This is a genomic window from Alteracholeplasma palmae J233 (assembly GCF_000968055.1).
Taxonomy (GTDB): domain Bacteria; phylum Bacillota_I; class Bacilli_A; order Acholeplasmatales; family Acholeplasmataceae; genus Alteracholeplasma; species Alteracholeplasma palmae.
Genome location: NC_022538.1, coordinates 303,077 through 320,579 on the forward strand (window position 1 = coordinate 303,077; position 17,503 = coordinate 320,579).

A 17,503-nucleotide genomic window follows, 5' to 3' on the forward strand; every position below is an offset into this window, starting at 1 on the left:
GATGAAAAAAGGACTAATAGTATTATTTGATAATGTGGAAGACTCAGAAGCACTAGCAACTAGAGCATTACTAGTCCGAGGAGAAATCCAAGTTGATACAGCTACTAAAAATAAAAATAAACAAATAAGAACAGCTTATGGACTTAGTGTTAATGTAGAATATTTATTAGATGAGATTAATCCCTTAGACTATGATTTTTTACTGATTCCAGGTGGAAAATATGTTGAACAGATTATTGAAAGTGAAAAAGACTTGTTAAAATTAATGATAGAGTTTAATCAAAAAGAAAAGTTAATAGCAGCTATATGTGCAGGACCTAGATTTCTAGGAAAACTTAATTTATTAGAAAATAAAAACTACACATGCTATCCTGGTTGTGAACTAAAGATTAATCAAGGAACTTATCATAAAGATCAAAAAGTAGTCATAGATAGTAACATCATTACTGCTAGATCAGCAGGTGTAGTGATAGATTTTGCATATGAAATAATAAAAAAATTAGAAGGTCAAGAAAAAGCATCAAAGGTGCTAAAAGAAATTGTTTATTAAGAGGGGACTATATGACAATTATTTTATACAACTTAGAAGAACATAAAGAAACATTACAACAAATAATTTCAGAACAATATAAAGTTTTATCATTTCAAAATTCTGAAGAAATAGAAAATAGTACCCATACTAATGGACACTATATAGTAGTAACCACTACTGAAGGTAAAAAAGAAGTTGAATCAATATTTGAAGAAAACACTTTATTTCTTTGTGTAGGTAATGAAAATAAGGAAAAGAATGATTTTTTTGATGTTATAAAGATACCGGTTGATAAAGAAGATGTTATTGAAAAAATAGAAAAAGCATCTTACCATTTAGAGTATCAAAAAATGAGGTTATTATATGAACCTAAAAAGGTCTCTAAAACAACTGATGAATTAGGTTTATATACTAAAAAGTTTATTGAAAACTATTTAAAGAGCACTAATAAACTAGAAAATAGAGCTATCTTAGTTTATTTTAACTTAGAGGCAGTCCCTTTACTTCATAAAATTTATGGTAGACAAACAACGTTTAAAGCACTTTCTAATATTGTTAAACAAATTAAGAATGTTTTTCCAAAATTACTTTTATCTAGATATCACGCCTTTGAACTAGTAGGCACAATCATTGAAGAAGATTATAAAGAAGCAGAACCACTATTATCTATACTTTCTCAAAAGATGATTGAACTAGAGGGTATCCCATTACCAATAGAAATCATTATTAGATATCAATACTATAAACCTGGTATAGATAACCCGGAAGAAATTATAAAAACACTTAGAAAAGAGTCAATTGAAACTAGAAGAAACCATGTTCTTAATGATAAAACAAGATACTTAAGTCAACTTCAAGAAACACTTGAATCATCCAATTATGAAAGTAAAGATCATATTAATAATTTGGAAAAACTAACAATAGAATTTATGAAAGAATTGAATCTAAGTGAAGTAGAAAAGAAAAATTTAACGGACGCGGTAAGATTACACGATATTGGTAAATTAGGAATAGCAAAAAGTATCCTTGAAAAACCTAGCAAACTAACAGAAGAAGAATATAATGAAATAAAAAAACATCCCGAATATGGATATCACATTGTTTTATTTGAAGGATTTCCGGTTGTAATCGCAAAAGCAATCCTTCACCATCATGAAAGATTTGATGGTATGGGTTACCCAGCAAAATTAAAAGGCAACAAGATTCCTTATCTATCGCGCATTATAGCCATTTTAGATTCTTTTGAAGTAATGACAAGAGGTAGAGTTTATAAGGCTTCTATGAGCGAAAATGAAGCTATTAATGAGCTTGAAAGAAATAAAGGAACACAATTTGATCCAGAATTAGTTGAAAAATTTATAAAAGTATTAAAAAGAAAAAAATAATAAAAAAGATTTAAAAAAAGTATTGACAAACGCATAAAAATCATTATAATTATACGTGCGTTTGATTGATGGCCCGTTGGAGAAACGGTTAACTCACATGCCTTTCACGCATGCATTCACGGGTTCGAATCCCGTACGGGTCACCATTAATATTAGCACCCATAGCTCAATTGGATAGAGCGTCTGACTACGGATCAGGAGGCTAGGGGTTCAAATCCTCTTGGGTGCACCATTTAATTTGAAAAAACGTAAAAAGTTGTTGACTTAAAATTAAATGTTTGATACAATAATTAAGCAAGTCATCGGGAAGTAGCTTAGCTTGGTAGAGCGCCTGGTTTGGGACCAGGAGGTCGCAGGTTCAAATCCTGTCTTCCCGACCATCTTAATAAAATTGCGGGTGTCGTATAATGGCTATTACCTTAGCCTTCCAAGCTAAAGACGTGGGTTCGATTCCCATCACCCGCTCCAATTTTAAAACTAACACTCATGATTATAAATCGTGAGTTTTTTTAATTTATATGCTCAGTATGATGATACATACTTTATAGTATTAGATGTTTATGCTACAATGGTGTAAAGTTCTATTATTAATAACGGGAGGATATATGAAAAAAATATTAGGTCTAGATGTAGGGGTTACATCTGTTGGGTGGGCAATCATAGATGAAGAAGGAAATATTGTTAAAACAGGTGTTCGCTTATTTGAAGAAGCCTCAGCTAAGAATAACTTAGATAGAAGAACATTTAGAGGACAACGTCGACTAATAAGAAGACGTAATCAGAGAATTGATGATATGCGTTCATTGCTTATCAAGAATCTTTTAATTGATAATCAATTTAAGGTTTTAGATAATCCATATCAATTAAGAGAAAAAGGACTTAAAGAAAAATTAAATCATGAAGAGTTGGCTACAGTTCTCCTACACTATGCTAAAAGAAGAGGAAGTAGTTTAGAAGTAGTTGAAGAGGAAGGCATTAAAAAGGAAACAAGCACCAAATCCATATTAAACGAAAACGCAAAAGAATTAAAAGAAAAACAGTATGTTGTTAATGTGCAGCTAAATAGACTAAAAAAAGAGGGCAAACTTAGAGGTAATATTAATAATTTTAAAACTAAGGATTATGCAAAAGAAATTATAACATTACTAGATAATCAAAATCTGGATAGCGAGTTGAAGAAAGAAATTATTGAAATCATTCAAAGAAGAAGACACTTTTCTGAAGGGCCAGGAAACTTTAACTCTCCAACTCCATATGGTAGATATAGAGAGGTTACAGGAACTTTAAAAGAAAAAATAATTAAGGATATTCATGCTAATTATAGAAAGCAGTATCTTAATTCTAATTTTTCCATAGTATTTGATGATATCGAATATCAAGTATTTAAAAATGGAAGGATCGTAAATAAGGAAAAATACGATTTGATAGATTTAATGAGAGGAAAGTGTAGTCTATACCCAGACCAACCAAGAAGTCCTAAAATGGCTTTTTCAGCTGAAATATTTAACTTATTAAATGATTTGAACAACCTTAAAATATTAAATAGAGAAAATAATAAAATAACTAAAGAAGAAAAAATAACAATTATAAATCATGTTAGAGAAAAAGGAAGTATCACAGTTCAACAGCTATTAAAAATTTTAAATGCTCAACAAGAAGAGATTAAAGGTTTTAGAATAGACAAAAATGAAAAACCAATCATTACTGAATTTAAGGGATATAAAAAAATACTAAAAGTTTATAAAGAATTAGATATCACAATAGATAGTGATGAAATACTTGACCGTATTATCGAGATATTAACACAGACACTTGTTGAAGAAGAACGTATCTTAAGTTTAAAAAAAGAAAAAATAAATGAAAGATTGATTGAACCTTTAAGCTTATTAACCGGTATTAAAGAATATCACAGCCTATCTTTAAAAGCTATTTACCAGTTAAATAAAGAAATGTTAGAAGAATCACTGAATCAACAAGAAATAATTACTAACTGGGGGATTAAAAATGATGATACTATTAAAGAATTGGTCTTAGATGAGTCACTTATATTAAGCCCAGTTGCTAAAAGAGCGCATAGAGAAGCCTTGAAACTTGTTAATCAATTGATAAAAGAAGAAGGTAATTTTTCTAAAATAGTTATTGAAACTACAAGATCAAAGAATAGTTTAGATGAGATTAAGGAAATTAAAGAACTTCAAAAAAATAATGAAAATAATAGAAGACAAGCAGAAGAAATTATTGGAGATAGAGCTAAGGAGTTAGTTAACAGTTCTAACATTTTAAAACTAAGACTTTACAATGAACAAAATGGTAAGTGTGCTTACACAGGTGAAGCACTTAGCATTGATGCACTGTTAAATGATCCAAACATATACGAAATAGATCATATCATACCAATCTCCATTTCATTTGATGATTCATACGCGAATAAAGTGCTTGTTACGCGTTCAGCTAACCAGAAGAAAGGTAATAAAACACCTTTTGGATACTTCTCTAAAGCTGATTTAGTAGCTAATTCAAAAATAAATAGTTGGAATATGTTTAAAGAAATAGTTCTTTTAAACAAAAATTATAGTATCAGAAAAAAACAAAATCTCCTATTTGAAGAAGATATCACAAAACATAGTGTTGTAAGTGATTTTATTAATAGAAATTTAGTAGACACAAGTTATGCAATAAGAAGTTTAATGACAACGTTAAAAAACTATTTTAAATCAAATCATGTAGATACAACTATTATGACTATAAAAGGGAAACAAACAAACTATTTTAGAAAAACCGGAATGATTGCATGGTCAAGAAAGCATCCTAAAAGAGAAAATCCTTTTAGAAAAGATAGAAACAAATATATCCATCATGCCATTGATGCTTTAATTATTGCAGGTTTATCAAATAGAAAATATATTACTAAACTTTATAACTTAAGCCAAGAAATAGATATTGAAACAGGAGAATTAATAGAATATATAGATGCATCAGAAGACAGTAAATTAATTCAATATTTATTAAAAGTCGGTGAAGTTCAGGAAGAAGACGTTAAATTCTCGTGGAAAATAGATAGTAAACCAAACAGAAGCATGATGAACCAAACAATATATAGCTCAAGAATTTTAGGTGGAGAATCGCTTTTATTAAGTAAAATAGATATATATAATTCAAAGAAAGAAGATTTTATAAAAAAAAATTATTAATAATAAAGAAAATGTCTTAATGTATCAAAATGATCCTACGACTTTTGAAATTGTAATAAAGGCTTTTGAGCAGTATAAACATGAAGAATATCCATTTAAAGTATACAAAGAGAATTATGGTTATATTAGAAAATACTCAAAAAATAACAATGGTGCTCCTGTGATAAATATGAAATACTTAGGAGATGCTATAAAAAGTGAAGTAAAAGACTTATCTGATAGATATAATGTGGACGTCACAAAAAAGATGGTATTTCAATCTTCAATAAAGCCATTTCGAGTGGATGTTTATTACAATGGAATTCAATATAAAGTTGTTACTGTGACATATAAAGATGTAGTAAAAAAAGATGGAAAATATAGAATTATAAATTATACAGAAAAAATAAAAAAGAAAGAAATAGATAAAAAATATATATTTAGATTTAGTTTATTTAATAATTCTATAATAACAATTGATAATAGTGAATTTTATAGATTTAAAGGAATTGTAGATCTTGAAAATAAATTTGAAGTTACAACTGCAAATTATCGACCAGTTAAACAAAATAAAAATAATAAAGAAGAACTTGATAGAATTAGAAGAGTGATTAATAAAAAAATCAAGAACATAACTAAATATAATGTATCAAATACGGGGAAAATAGCGAAAGTAGAAAAGGAAGAGTTGAAATTAGTTTTTTAGTATGATAGAATATCTTTGTACCTTAAGGTACTTAGATAGCAAAGGTTACGAGGACCTAGCACAACAAGGGAATTTTTCCCGAGTTCGAATCCGTATTATATACGGGTTCTTTTTTTATTTTTATGAGCTGGCGTGTAGTGTATATTGAGGAATCAGAATATCTAAGCCTTTACTTAGACAATATTAAAGTTTTAAAAAACGGAGAAGAACTACTGATTCCAATATCAGATATACATACTTTGATTTTAGATAATTATAAAATAAACTTGTCTGTACACTTAATAAATGCATTAACAAAAGCAAATATTAATTTTATATTGTGCGATGTTGATCATTTACCTCAAACAATTGTGCTACCACATTTAGGAAACAAACTAGGATTTCAAATGCTTAATAAACAACTATCATGGGATGATTTATTAAAAGGCGAGATACAACAAAAAATTGTTAAAAATAAGATTAAAAATCAATATGAGTTACTTGAGTTTTTAGAAAAGGATGAAGCAATTATTGAAAAAATCAAAGAATATGAAACACAAGTAGAGCTAGCCGATAGGACAAATCGGGAAGGACTAGCTGCTAAACTTTACTTTAAAGCCTTATTTGGTAAAGAATTTAAAAGGTTTTCAAATGATGTTATAAATGCAGGACTTAATTATGGATATTCAATTCTAAGATCTCAAATATCAAAAGTACTAGTAGCAAAAGGACTTAATACTTCTATAGGCTTTTTTCATATTGGAAGGGAAAATGAATTTAATTTAAGTGATGATATTATAGAACCTTTTAGACCAATTATAGATTATTTCATTTATAAAAATTTACTAGAAGAAAAACTGTTTTTAAGAGAACATAGATTAAATATTATTAAACATACAACAAGTAATGCCGTAATTGATGGCAAAAGTCAAACTATTTTTAATACCATTCAAATATATGTTGAAAGTATATTAAATTACTGTGAAGATAGAAAAGAAATAAAGAAAGTAAGTATTAATTATTATGGGTTATGAATTTATGAGATTAATTTTGTTTTTTGATCTTCCAATTCAAACAAATGATCAAGTAAGAATTTATACTAGGTTTAGAAAGTTATTAATTAGTAAAGGATATTTGATGTTGCAGTATTCGGTATATTCTAAGATCTTAAATAATAGAGATTCAGCAGTTCAGCATATGGATTATATAAAGAAAAATGTACCTAATGAAGGACATATAAGAATGATGTTATTAACAGAGAAACAATATTCAAGAATGGAGATTGTCATAGGCGGTAAAAGTAGGACTGAACAACTGATTACCGTCGATCCATTTTTAAAATTATAGGAGGAAAAAGTTGAATAAGATAACAGTAAAACTAAGAAAAGAACGAATTGAATTTGGTATTAATCAATATAAGTATTTAATAGGATCAAATTATAGTGATAAACATCAAATTGTTCAAAGTATTAAAAAGTGTTTTGAAAGAGGCAATAATAGTGAGTTTGCCATAGATAATAATTCAGAGTTATGGTTTAAGATTAATGATAAAGATGTTGATATCAGAAAGTATAAACTATTTAATATAACATCAATATTTGATTATAAGACAGAAATCAAGCTCGGAGCTAAGTCAATTATCCTAAATTATCTAGAGGCAATATTTAAAGATATTGAATATGATGATTTAGTTAATACATTAAGAATCATAAAAGATGACCTAGGTGTAAGTATGAGTGATAGAATTGAACAAAATAATCACTATAAACTGAATTTAAAATTTGAAGAAATAACATTAAAAGGCCTTCTAAAACAAGTTGAAGTAAGTCTATATAAGGACCAATTAATATCAAATGAATATGATTTAAGTTATGAGGATTTAGTTTTATTCCAGATTGATTTAATTACTAAAATAACTGAAAATATACGAGATTTTGAATATATATGTATCATCGAAATACCTGTAGTAACCCAAATAATAAAAGAAGCGATAGAAAAAGTTAAGCAAAAAAATCTTATGATCTTAATAGTGTCTAATGATAGTTATATAAAAAATGTGGACATAAATAATTTTTTATCTTTAAACAAACAAATTATTGATTTTTCTGATGAGGTAAGCATTTATAATGATATTATTCTAAATCTTGAAAGAAATAGTACAATTCAAGATATAAGAGAACATGTGTCACTGTATTTTAACAGTGAAGGCAGACAAGATGATTTAAATTTAAGTAAAATTCTCTAATCATAGAGAAAAAACAAAATAAATGTTATAATTTATTTTGAGGTTGTGTTACCCTCGTAATTTTTGCTATCTAACAACCATCTATCATCATAGCCCACTCGTATCTTAGTTGTGTTACCCTCGTAATTTTTGCTATCTAACAACTAATAGGCGTTCTATGGTTGTAAAATCAAGTTGTGTTACCCTCGTAATTTTTGCTATCTAACAACCTAATATCGTAGGCACAACTTTAATCATTAGTTGTGTTACCCTCGTAATTTTTGCTATCTAACAACGTGTTGCTAGTACTTCTGTAGCGTGGATATGTTGTGTTACCCTCGTAATTTTTGCTATCTAACAACATGAAGCAATAAAGAAGTATAACGAAATAAGTTGTGTTACCCTCGTAATTTTTGCTATCTAACAACAACCTAAAGAGTTTAACACTAAAGTATTGTGTTGTGTTACCCTCGTAATTTTTGCTATCTAACAACCTTTAGGATGGCATAAAGATGATGGGTCTAGTTGTGTTACCCTCGTAATTTTTGCTATCTAACAACCATAAGAAAGGTGGTGATATAATGCTCTATGTTGTGTTACCCTCGTAATTTTTGCTATCTAACAACACAGTTCCCCACTATCTAACCTAACAACTCGTTGTGTTACCCTCGTAATTTTTGCTATCTAACAACATCAGCAATGACTGCTAATACTACTTTATTGTTGTGTTACCCTCGTAATTTTTGCTATCTAACAACTAGAAGTTTGAAACGCTAACAATATTTACAGTTGTGTTACCCTCGTAATTTTTGCTATCTAACAACATGCAGAGCTTACAGCACTCGCAAATGCCAGTTGTGTTACCCTCGTAATTTTTGCTATCTAACAACTGGTGTATTTGAGTATATTGGATTAATTCCGTTGTGTTACCCTCGTAATTTTTGCTATCTAACAACGGATAAATCAAACATTGTAACCTTAGGTACGTTGTGTTACCCTCGTAATTTTTGCTATCTAACAACTCAGTGGTCTTGAAGTATACAACAAGCCAAGTTGTGTTACCCTCGTAATTTTTGCTATCTAACAACGTTTTTCTGCAGATGCTTTAGTGTTTATGTGTTGTGTTACCCTCGTAATTTTTGCTATCTAACAACCCATAACGTGAATAGATTCCATAATTTAATGTTGTGTTACCCTCGTAATTTTTGCTATCTAACAACTTTAGCATTACCAACATAACCCAAAGAGTTGTTGTGTTACCCTCGTAATTTTTGCTATCTAACAACGTACATATGACAATCCGTTTGATGGGTACAGTTGTGTTACCCTCGTAATTTTTGCTATCTAACAACACCAAATCTTAGATAACGCGCTTTTATTGTGTTGTGTTACCCTCGTAATTTTTGCTATCTAACAACGTACATATGACAATCCGTTTGATGCGTACAGTTGTGTTACCCTCGTAATTTTTGCTATCTAACAACCAATCAACAATGGCAACTTTCTGACTGATGGTTGTGTTACCCTCGTAATTTTTGCTATCTAACAACCAATCATTTGGCAAGGTGATGAATATGATAGTTGTGTTACCCTCGTAATTTTTGCTATCTAACAACTGCAAAGAGCGATTGAGGCTTTAGAGTTAGGTTGTGTTACCCTCGTAATTTTTGCTATCTAACAACATGATACCGCATTAGGAGCATGGAAAGATGGTTGTGTTACCCTCGTAATTTTTGCTATCTAACAACGACTTTTGCAATGAGTATGATTTGAGATTTGTTGTGTTACCCTCGTAATTTTTGCTATCTAACAACCTAGAAAAGTATATGCTGATGTATATATTGGTTGTGTTACCCTCGTAATTTTTGCTATCTAACAACTTTAGCATTACCAACATAACCCAAAGAGTTGTTGTGTTACCCTCGTAATTTTTGCTATCTAACAACGTACATATGACAATCCGTTTGATGGGTACAGTTGTGTTACCCTCGTAATTTTTGCTATCTAACAACACCAAATCTTAGATAACGCGCTTTTATTGTGTTGTGTTACCCTCGTAATTTTTGCTATCTAACAACGTACATATGACAATCCGTTTGATGCGTACAGTTGTGTTACCCTCGTAATTTTTGCTATCTAACAACCAATCAACAATGGCAACTTTCTGACTGATGGTTGTGTTACCCTCGTAATTTTTGCTATCTAACAACCAATCATTTGGCAAGGTGATGAATATGATAGTTGTGTTACCCTCGTAATTTTTGCTATCTAACAACACATGAAAGCAAACGATGTAACCATATTTAGTTGTGTTACCCTCGTAATTTTTGCTATCTAACAACTGAATAATATGTGTTTGGTTCAACCATATCGTTGTGTTACCCTCGTAATTTTTGCTATCTAACAACAAGAAGTGGCAGATGAATAACCACTCCTAAGTTGTGTTACCCTCGTAATTTTTGCTATCTAACAACCAATCATTTGGCAAGGTGATGAATATGATAGTTGTGTTACCCTCGTAATTTTTGCTATCTAACAACACATGAAAGCAAACGATGTAACCATATTTAGTTGTGTTACCCTCGTAATTTTTGCTATCTAACAACTGAATAATATGTGTTTGGTTCAACCATATCGTTGTGTTACCCTCGTAATTTTTGCTATCTAACAACAAGAAGTGGCAGATGAATAACCACTCCTAAGTTGTGTTACCCTCGTAATTTTTGCTATCTAACAACTGAATAATATGTGTTTGGTTCAACCATATCGTTGTGTTACCCTCGTAATTTTTGCTATCTAACAACAAGAAGTGGCAGATGAATAACCACTCCTAAGTTGTGTTACCCTCGTAATTTTTGCTATCTAACAACTTCTCATCAAAAAGCGTTGCACTATTCTAGTTGTGTTACCCTCGTAATTTTTGCTATCTAACAACCCATGTCTTACTCCGTTTCTATCTCAATTCGTTGTGTTACCCTCGTAATTTTTGCTATCTAACAACAAACAAAATGTTATCAAAAGTTAAAGCATTGTTGTGTTACCCTTGTAATTTTTGCTATCTAACAACCAGAACTCATGAACTTACCAGATGGACTTAGTTGTGTTACCCTCGTAATTTTTGCTATCTAACAACTCTATATTTAGATATGTAAGTCAATGCTTGTTGTGTTACCCTCGTAATTTTTGCTATCTAACAACTTAAAATTAAATCAAGTTGTTTTAAATTGAGTTGTGTTACCCTCCTAATGAATAAAAGAATTTAATGATATCAAAATATATATTTCTTTTTATCTAATAAAATGATACAATTGCTTTGGTTGCAAAAGAACATAACTTACTCCAAAAGTATTATTTATGGTGGGTTCTGCAACTTTTAATATAATACTATATATTAAAATAAAAGAAGAAGTCTATAAAAAAACTTGTTTAATTACTTGTCATAGATTTCTTTTTTCTTTATATTCAGACTTTAATCAATAAACTTTTAAACTATTATTAGTAGTTTAGTTTTTCATATTTCATGTTATGTTTTATTGTAAGCAGAAAGGACAATTATAAAAAACAAAAATTTAAGAAAGCGCTTTATTTTTCTTATATAAAGACTTGCTAAATATAAAATATGGGTTATAATAGAAACTAAAAAGGGAGAGTTAAAATGAAAAAAGTTAGACAATTATCACAAACAGCAGCAGTAGTAGGATTTGTATTATCATTATTAGGGATTATCGTTTCAACAACTAAAGGAAGTGCAGCTGAAGTAGCAACCATTAATGGACTTATGGCATCTGGAAGTATCATATTAGTCATGGCGGTTGCGTTTATATTTGCGACAAACCACGTAGTTGTAAAAGTAGGGTATGGTATTTTAGCAGTAGTTGCTACTACAGGTATTTCAACATTAGTGGGATCAGGTTTATCATTATCAAAATTTTCAAATGTAATTGATTTACTAGTAATTATTGCGTTTACTATCAGTTCATTATCATTCTTTATTAAGGCAGTATTAGAGTATTTTGGATATCAAAAAGATGGTTTCTCATTAAACAAAAATAACAAAGTTTCAATCCTTAAAAGATGGAATAAGTTAGTTACTTCAAACACAATTGATTTAGACTCTTATAACAGTGTTAAAAATATTGTTTTAACTACAGAAAGTAACTCAGCGGCTCTAAATAAGCTAAATGAATTAGTTGAATTACTTGAAAATAACTTAGCACATCAAAGTGATCTAAAAGAATTAATCTCAACTTTATAACAGTTAATTAAGATCCTTTTGATAAGGGATCTTTTTTTATGCAATCTATCTAACTTGATTAAAAAGGTCAAAGCATATATAATAAAAATATAATATGAATGTGGAGGATATACAAATGGGATTCTGGATTTTTGGTAAAAAGAAGAAAAAGGTAGAAACACCTGAAGTAAAAAAGGTGGAAGTGGAAGAAACAAAACAAGAAGTGAAAGAAGAAAAAGTTGTTAATAAACCTGTAGAGAAAAAACAACCAGTAGTTAAAGAATTAACACAAGAAGAATCAAAACAAGAAGCTGATGAAGAAAAAACTAAGAAACAGCCATCTAATAAATACCATGTTTCACAAAACAAAGACGACAAGAGTGCTAATTTTAAGAAATGGCGTGTTAGAAAAGCTGGGTCTGATAAGACTATCAAATTCTTTGATACACAAGCAGAAGCAATTAAATTTGCAGAAGGTTTAGCAGAAAGTAATGATGGATCAGTTATTATCCATAAGGTAGATGGAAGTATTCGTAAACAAGATTATACTAAAAAATAAAGAAACAAAAGAAATCTTTATAGCCAATATTTAGATTTCTTTTTTCTTTTATAAATATAAAAAAACTTCTATAAGTCTCAATTTAAAATGAAACAAATAGAAGTTTATATTTAGATAATATTCTGAATCTAATAATAGAAGCTTAAGCTTCTAATTTTTTTGTATCAATGAGTAAGTAAGAAGCTACTAAAGTAACTATGAAAATCATAAGATATATCACTAAAACAGTCACAAATGCTTCTGTTCTAATTAATGATAGAACAATGATAGCAGTACCAATCATCATTATTGCACTGAGTGCTAATGTGATAAGACAAATAATTCTAGTATAGTGTGTTTCAAATTTTGGTTTAGTTTCATTCATCCAAATAAAGCATAAAGCTATAATGAAACTTGTATAGGATAATAATATAAACATTAAAACGAAAATATTGGCAGTACTACTTAAAGAATCAGAAAAACGCTTAATAATCTCTGATGTAAACATTAAGTTAAAGATTGCAAATCCCAACATGATACTTAAAGTGTATATTTTATAGCTTTTAAATTGAATAATTAATCCTAGAGAAATCAAGATAATAAATACTAGGACAAACCAACCATCTAAACCTATTGCAGTTGTTTTATAAACGTCTGATAGAGCGAAATAAACAATTCCAATAATGAGTAATAAGATACTAGGTATTAATAAACTTAATTTATATTTATTTTGTTGCATAAAATCACCTTCCCTTTAATATAATAGTATATATATTTTAGCATAAAAAAAGGGACTGTAACGAAATAAAAGTAACAGTCTATAAAACAAAAAAGCCGCTCTAGAATCCTAGGGCGGTTTTTTGGTATAATTATAGTATGCAAACACAACAAAATATACAACATAATTTTAACCCAAAACAGTTAAAATTACCACTACAATTAGACATAAAAATTCCTTTTGATAGTGAAGTTCGTACATTTGATGAAGTATTTAGAAAATTGGAGATAAAAAAATACTTAAATAGCTCAAAAGACCCAAGAGGTCGTATGGGTTATAATCCGGTTCAAATGTTAAAACTGATCATGTTTTGTCAAATGGAAAAGATTCAATCTTTAAGAGATATGGCAAAAGCTGCTAGAAATGATATTAGAATCATGTGGCTTACAGATGAATTAATGCCAAGTCATCAAACAATAAAAACCTTTATGGATAAATACTTAGTTAAAGGAATAGATGAAATCTTTTATGAACTAAGTAAGTACTTAATAAAAAAAGAATCTATTGATACAGATAAATTATATATAGATGGTACTAAAATAGAATCGGTGGCTAATAAATATAGTTTTACATGGCGTGGTTCTATTGAAAAGTTTAGAGATAAGTTATATAAAAAAATAACCAAACAGATAGAATCCTTAAATAAAAGATATGAAGACTCAGATATCTTCTTTCCAATACATGAAACATATAACACTGATAATTTAAATAGCATCAAAGACTTTCTACTTAATGAGATAGATAGGGAATTAATAGAGTTTAAATATGGTAAAGGTCAAAGAAAAACTACTTTACAAAGAGATTATGAACATATCTTAGAATATTTAGCTAAACTTGTAGAGTATGAAAGACATTTAAAGATTATGGGTAATGATAGAAACTCATATGCTAAAACAGATATAGACGCGACTTTTATGCATATGAAAGAAGATCATATGCGTAATAGTCAATTAAAACCAGGGTATAATATACAAATTGGTGTATCAAATGAATATATCCTACATCTAGATATCTATAAAGAACGTAGTGATTATAAAACTTTGATTCCTTTTTTAGAAGGATTTAAGAAAAGTTATGACTTCTATCCAAAATATCCAGTAGCGGATGCTGGATATGGTGGATTAACGAATTATCGTTATTTAAAACTAAACGATATGGAGCTTTATCAAAAATATGCAATGTATGCTAAAGATACGCATGACAAAAAAAGAATGAAAGATCCATATTTTCCATTTAACCTTACTAAATCAGGTAATGATTATTTAACACCTAATGGAGATACTTTAAAGTATCTGTATAGAAATAATCGAGGTAATGATGTATATGAATTACCAAATGGTAAGCGTAAAGAGATTAATGATGAAAATCTTACATACCAAAAAGAGGTTATTAAAAATCTTACATCACCATTAGGAATTGAATTAAGAGTTCAAAGGTCAATTCAAGTTGAGGGTGCCTTTGGAGTGATTAAAGAAGCATTTAAAGTAAGAAGATTTAGACGAAGATTAACTCATAATGTTAAAATGGAGTTTTATTTAACAGCTATTGGATATAATTTAAGAAAATATCATAATAAAAAGTATAGAATAACAGAATAGATATCCACAATAAACTTAAGATTTTAATAGAATCTTCTTTTATCATGCTTAAAAATAGATGTTTTTTGATTTTATCCACATAGTTCACGGTAGATATAAGAAAAAAAGAACTGTTAAGTTCTGAAGTAGTGAATTACTTCATTTCTTTACAGTCCCCTTTTATTAATTAGACTTCTTTTAATATTAATTGATCATTTTCTACATCAAGCAAATACTTTTTATTTGTTTCTAGATGATCTTTAATGATTTCATTTGCGATAAATGTCTCAACAGTTCTTTGGATAAATCTTTTGAGTGGTCTTGCGCCATAAGCTTCATCAAAACCATTTTTTAGAATCCATTTATTGACTTCATCACTAAATGATATTTTTAAGTCACGATTTAATAAACGATGACTAAGATCATTTAACATTTTTCGAGCAATTTCAACTTGTGCTTTATATCCAAGAGAATTAAAGATAATAATTTCATCAATTCTATTTAAAAATTCAGGTTTGAAATGAGATTTTACAGTATCTAAAACTAGCTTTTCAGAGTTTGGATCTGAATCTAGTAAGTATTGACTACCTAAATTAGATGTCATGATAATAATCGTATTTTTAAAGTCAACAGTTCTACCTTGACCATCTGTGATTCTACCATCATCTAATATTTGAAGAAGCACATTAAATATTTCAGGATTAGCCTTTTCTATTTCATCAAATAAAACAATAGAATAAGGTTTTCTTCTAACAGCCTCAGTTAATTGTCCACCTTCATCATAACCTACATATCCTGGAGGAGCCCCTATAAGTCTTGAGACACTATGAGCTTCCATATACTCACTCATATCAATTCTTACAATTTGAGATTCACTATCAAATAAGTTTTCAGCTAAACTTTTTGCGACTTCAGTTTTACCAACACCTGTAGGCCCTAAAAACATAAATGAACCAATAGGTCTATTTTCATCTTTAATGCCTGCACGTTGTCTAATAATCGCATCACTGATTAAGTCTATAGCATGATCTTGACTAATAACTCTTTGTTTTAAAGAATCAGCTAAACCTAATAACTTTTCTTTATCTCCAGAAAGTAATTTGCTTACTGGAATCATTGTCCATTTAGAGACAATTTCTGCGATATTTTCATCAGTGACAACTTCAGATAAAAGTTTATCTTCTTTACTATTATTTTCACTTAAAGCCTTAATGTCATTTTCTAAAGCAGGTATCTTACTATATTGTAATTCAGCGGCTTTTGAAAAATCACCAGCATTAAATGCAGTTTGTAAATCATTTTTTAAATGTTCCAAGGTTTCTTTTTTAGTTTTTACTAAATCTAATTGTTCTTTTTCTTGATTCCATTTGTTACGTAAGTCTTTTTCTTTTGTTTTGAGTTCTGATATTTCAGTTTTAATTTTTTCTAATCTTTCTTTTGATAATTGATCAGATTCTTTAGATAGGGCACTTTTTTCAATTTCTAGCTGCATAATCTTTCTTAAAACATCATCTAATTCCACTGGCATTGAATCTATTTCCATACGAATAGAAGCACAAGCTTCATCAATTAAGTCAATCGCTTTATCTGGCAAGAATCTATCTGTAATATATCTATTAGATAAAGTAGCAGCGCTAATAATTGCGGCATCACTAATATGAACCCCATGATGTGCCTCAAAACGGTCTTTTAACCCACGTAAGATACTGATTGTATCTTCAACAGTTGGTTCATCAATGTAAACCTTTTGAAATCTTCTTTCTAAGGCAGTATCTTTTTCTATATACTTACGATACTCATTTAAGGTAGTAGCCCCTATACAATGCAATTCTCCACGTGCTAGCATTGGTTTTAGCATATTAGCCGCATCCATCGCTCCATCTGCACGACCTGCACCAACAATCGTATGAATTTCATCTATGAAAAGAATAATATCTCCATTAGATTCTTTAACTTTATTTAAAACAGCTTTTAATCTTTCTTCAAATTCACCTCTAAATTTAGCACCAGCGATTAAGGCAGCTAAGTCTAGTTCATAAATCATTTTGTTTTGTAAAGTGATAGGAACATCTTTATCAACGATACGGCGAGCTAACCCTTCAACAACCGCTGTTTTACCAACACCTGGTTCACCAATTAAAACGGGGTTATTTTTAGTTTTTCTTGAAAGAATTTTTATAATACGTCTGATTTCATCATCTCGACCAATAACAGGATCAATCTTACCTTCTTTAACAGCATCTACGATGTTTCGGCCGAATTTTTCTAATATTTTTGGATCATTGTTATAATCATCCATTTGTGTAAAATTCATAATATGACCTCCTTTGTTATTACGGATATATTATATAATTTTTATTTGGCACTGTCAACTAAAGAG

At 29.2% G+C, this 17,503-nt stretch carries 12 protein-coding genes, 4 tRNA genes and 1 CRISPR repeat array; of the genes, 14 read left to right on the plus strand and 2 right to left on the minus strand.

From position 1 onward, the window contains the following. Nucleotide 1: 1 nt before the first annotated feature. The 13 genes from BN854_RS01480 (at nucleotide 2) to BN854_RS07530 (ending at nucleotide 12,789) form a co-directional block, all read left to right on the plus strand. Nucleotides 2-550 carry a DJ-1 family glyoxalase III gene (locus BN854_RS01480; protein ID WP_026655761.1) on the plus strand — a complete coding sequence of 183 codons (549 nt, stop codon included), beginning with the start codon at nucleotides 2-4 and terminating at the stop codon, nucleotides 548-550. A gap of 11 nt (nucleotides 551-561) precedes the next feature. After that, on the plus strand, nucleotides 562-1,917 hold the full coding sequence (locus BN854_RS07390; RefSeq protein ID WP_026655766.1) for an HD-GYP domain-containing protein: 1,356 nt from the start codon (nucleotides 562-564) through the stop codon (nucleotides 1,915-1,917). Between the two features lie 70 nt (nucleotides 1,918-1,987). After that, nucleotides 1,988-2,063 (plus strand) — tRNA-Glu (locus tag BN854_RS01490). A gap of 9 nt (nucleotides 2,064-2,072) precedes the next feature. Next, a tRNA-Arg gene (locus BN854_RS01495) sits at nucleotides 2,073-2,149 on the plus strand. Nucleotides 2,150-2,220: 71 nt separating this feature from the next. Then, a tRNA-Pro gene (locus BN854_RS01500) sits at nucleotides 2,221-2,297 on the plus strand. A 13-nt stretch (nucleotides 2,298-2,310) separates the two neighbouring features. Next, nucleotides 2,311-2,385 (plus strand) — tRNA-Gly (locus BN854_RS01505). Between the two features lie 137 nt (nucleotides 2,386-2,522). Next, nucleotides 2,523-5,108: a type II CRISPR RNA-guided endonuclease Cas9 gene (cas9, locus tag BN854_RS01510; RefSeq protein ID WP_026655767.1), complete on the plus strand. Its 2,586-nt coding sequence runs from the start codon at nucleotides 2,523-2,525 to the stop codon at nucleotides 5,106-5,108. A gap of 19 nt (nucleotides 5,109-5,127) precedes the next feature. Further along, the gene (locus BN854_RS01515) at nucleotides 5,128-5,793 is read left to right on the plus strand and encodes a hypothetical protein (protein ID WP_026655770.1); all 666 of its coding nucleotides are present in this window, start codon (nucleotides 5,128-5,130) and stop codon (nucleotides 5,791-5,793) included. A 137-nt stretch (nucleotides 5,794-5,930) separates the two neighbouring features. Beyond that, the gene (gene cas1, locus BN854_RS01520; protein ID WP_157868337.1) at nucleotides 5,931-6,806 is read left to right on the plus strand and encodes a type II CRISPR-associated endonuclease Cas1; all 876 of its coding nucleotides are present in this window, start codon (nucleotides 5,931-5,933) and stop codon (nucleotides 6,804-6,806) included. Between the two features lie 4 nt (nucleotides 6,807-6,810). Further along, a complete protein-coding gene (cas2, locus tag BN854_RS01525) occupies nucleotides 6,811-7,119 on the plus strand; it encodes a CRISPR-associated endonuclease Cas2 (RefSeq protein WP_026655780.1) in 309 nt (102 codons plus the stop codon). A gap of 10 nt (nucleotides 7,120-7,129) precedes the next feature. Then, nucleotides 7,130-8,017, plus strand: coding sequence for a P-loop NTPase family protein (locus BN854_RS01530; protein WP_026655785.1), 888 nt, complete (start codon nucleotides 7,130-7,132; stop codon nucleotides 8,015-8,017). Between the two features lie 42 nt (nucleotides 8,018-8,059). Beyond that, nucleotides 8,060-11,194: a CRISPR direct-repeat array (repeat unit 36 nt; unit sequence GTTGTGTTACCCTCGTAATTTTTGCTATCTAACAAC). A gap of 457 nt (nucleotides 11,195-11,651) precedes the next feature. Continuing rightward, nucleotides 11,652-12,251, plus strand: a complete 600-nt coding sequence (locus tag BN854_RS01535; protein WP_026655836.1) for a hypothetical protein — start codon at nucleotides 11,652-11,654, stop codon at nucleotides 12,249-12,251. 115 nt (nucleotides 12,252-12,366) lie between these two features. Continuing rightward, nucleotides 12,367-12,789 carry a DUF2188 domain-containing protein gene (locus BN854_RS07530; RefSeq protein WP_026655841.1) on the plus strand — a complete coding sequence of 141 codons (423 nt, stop codon included), beginning with the start codon at nucleotides 12,367-12,369 and terminating at the stop codon, nucleotides 12,787-12,789. A gap of 142 nt (nucleotides 12,790-12,931) precedes the next feature. Here BN854_RS07530 and BN854_RS01545 read toward each other — a convergent pair whose 3' ends face one another. Next, a complete protein-coding gene (locus tag BN854_RS01545; RefSeq protein WP_026655850.1) occupies nucleotides 12,932-13,507 on the minus strand; it encodes a hypothetical protein in 576 nt (191 codons plus the stop codon). 137 nt (nucleotides 13,508-13,644) lie between these two features. Here BN854_RS01545 and BN854_RS01550 point away from each other — a divergent pair, with 137 nt between their 5' ends. After that, a complete protein-coding gene (locus tag BN854_RS01550) occupies nucleotides 13,645-15,144 on the plus strand; it encodes a transposase (RefSeq protein WP_026655857.1) in 1,500 nt (499 codons plus the stop codon). A gap of 166 nt (nucleotides 15,145-15,310) precedes the next feature. On the opposite strand, the gene BN854_RS01555 is transcribed toward BN854_RS01550, so the two are convergent. Beyond that, complete coding sequence (locus BN854_RS01555) at nucleotides 15,311-17,437, minus strand: ATP-dependent Clp protease ATP-binding subunit (RefSeq protein WP_026655865.1); 2,127 nt, start codon at nucleotides 17,435-17,437, stop codon at nucleotides 15,311-15,313. Nucleotides 17,438-17,503: the final 66 nt, after the last annotated feature.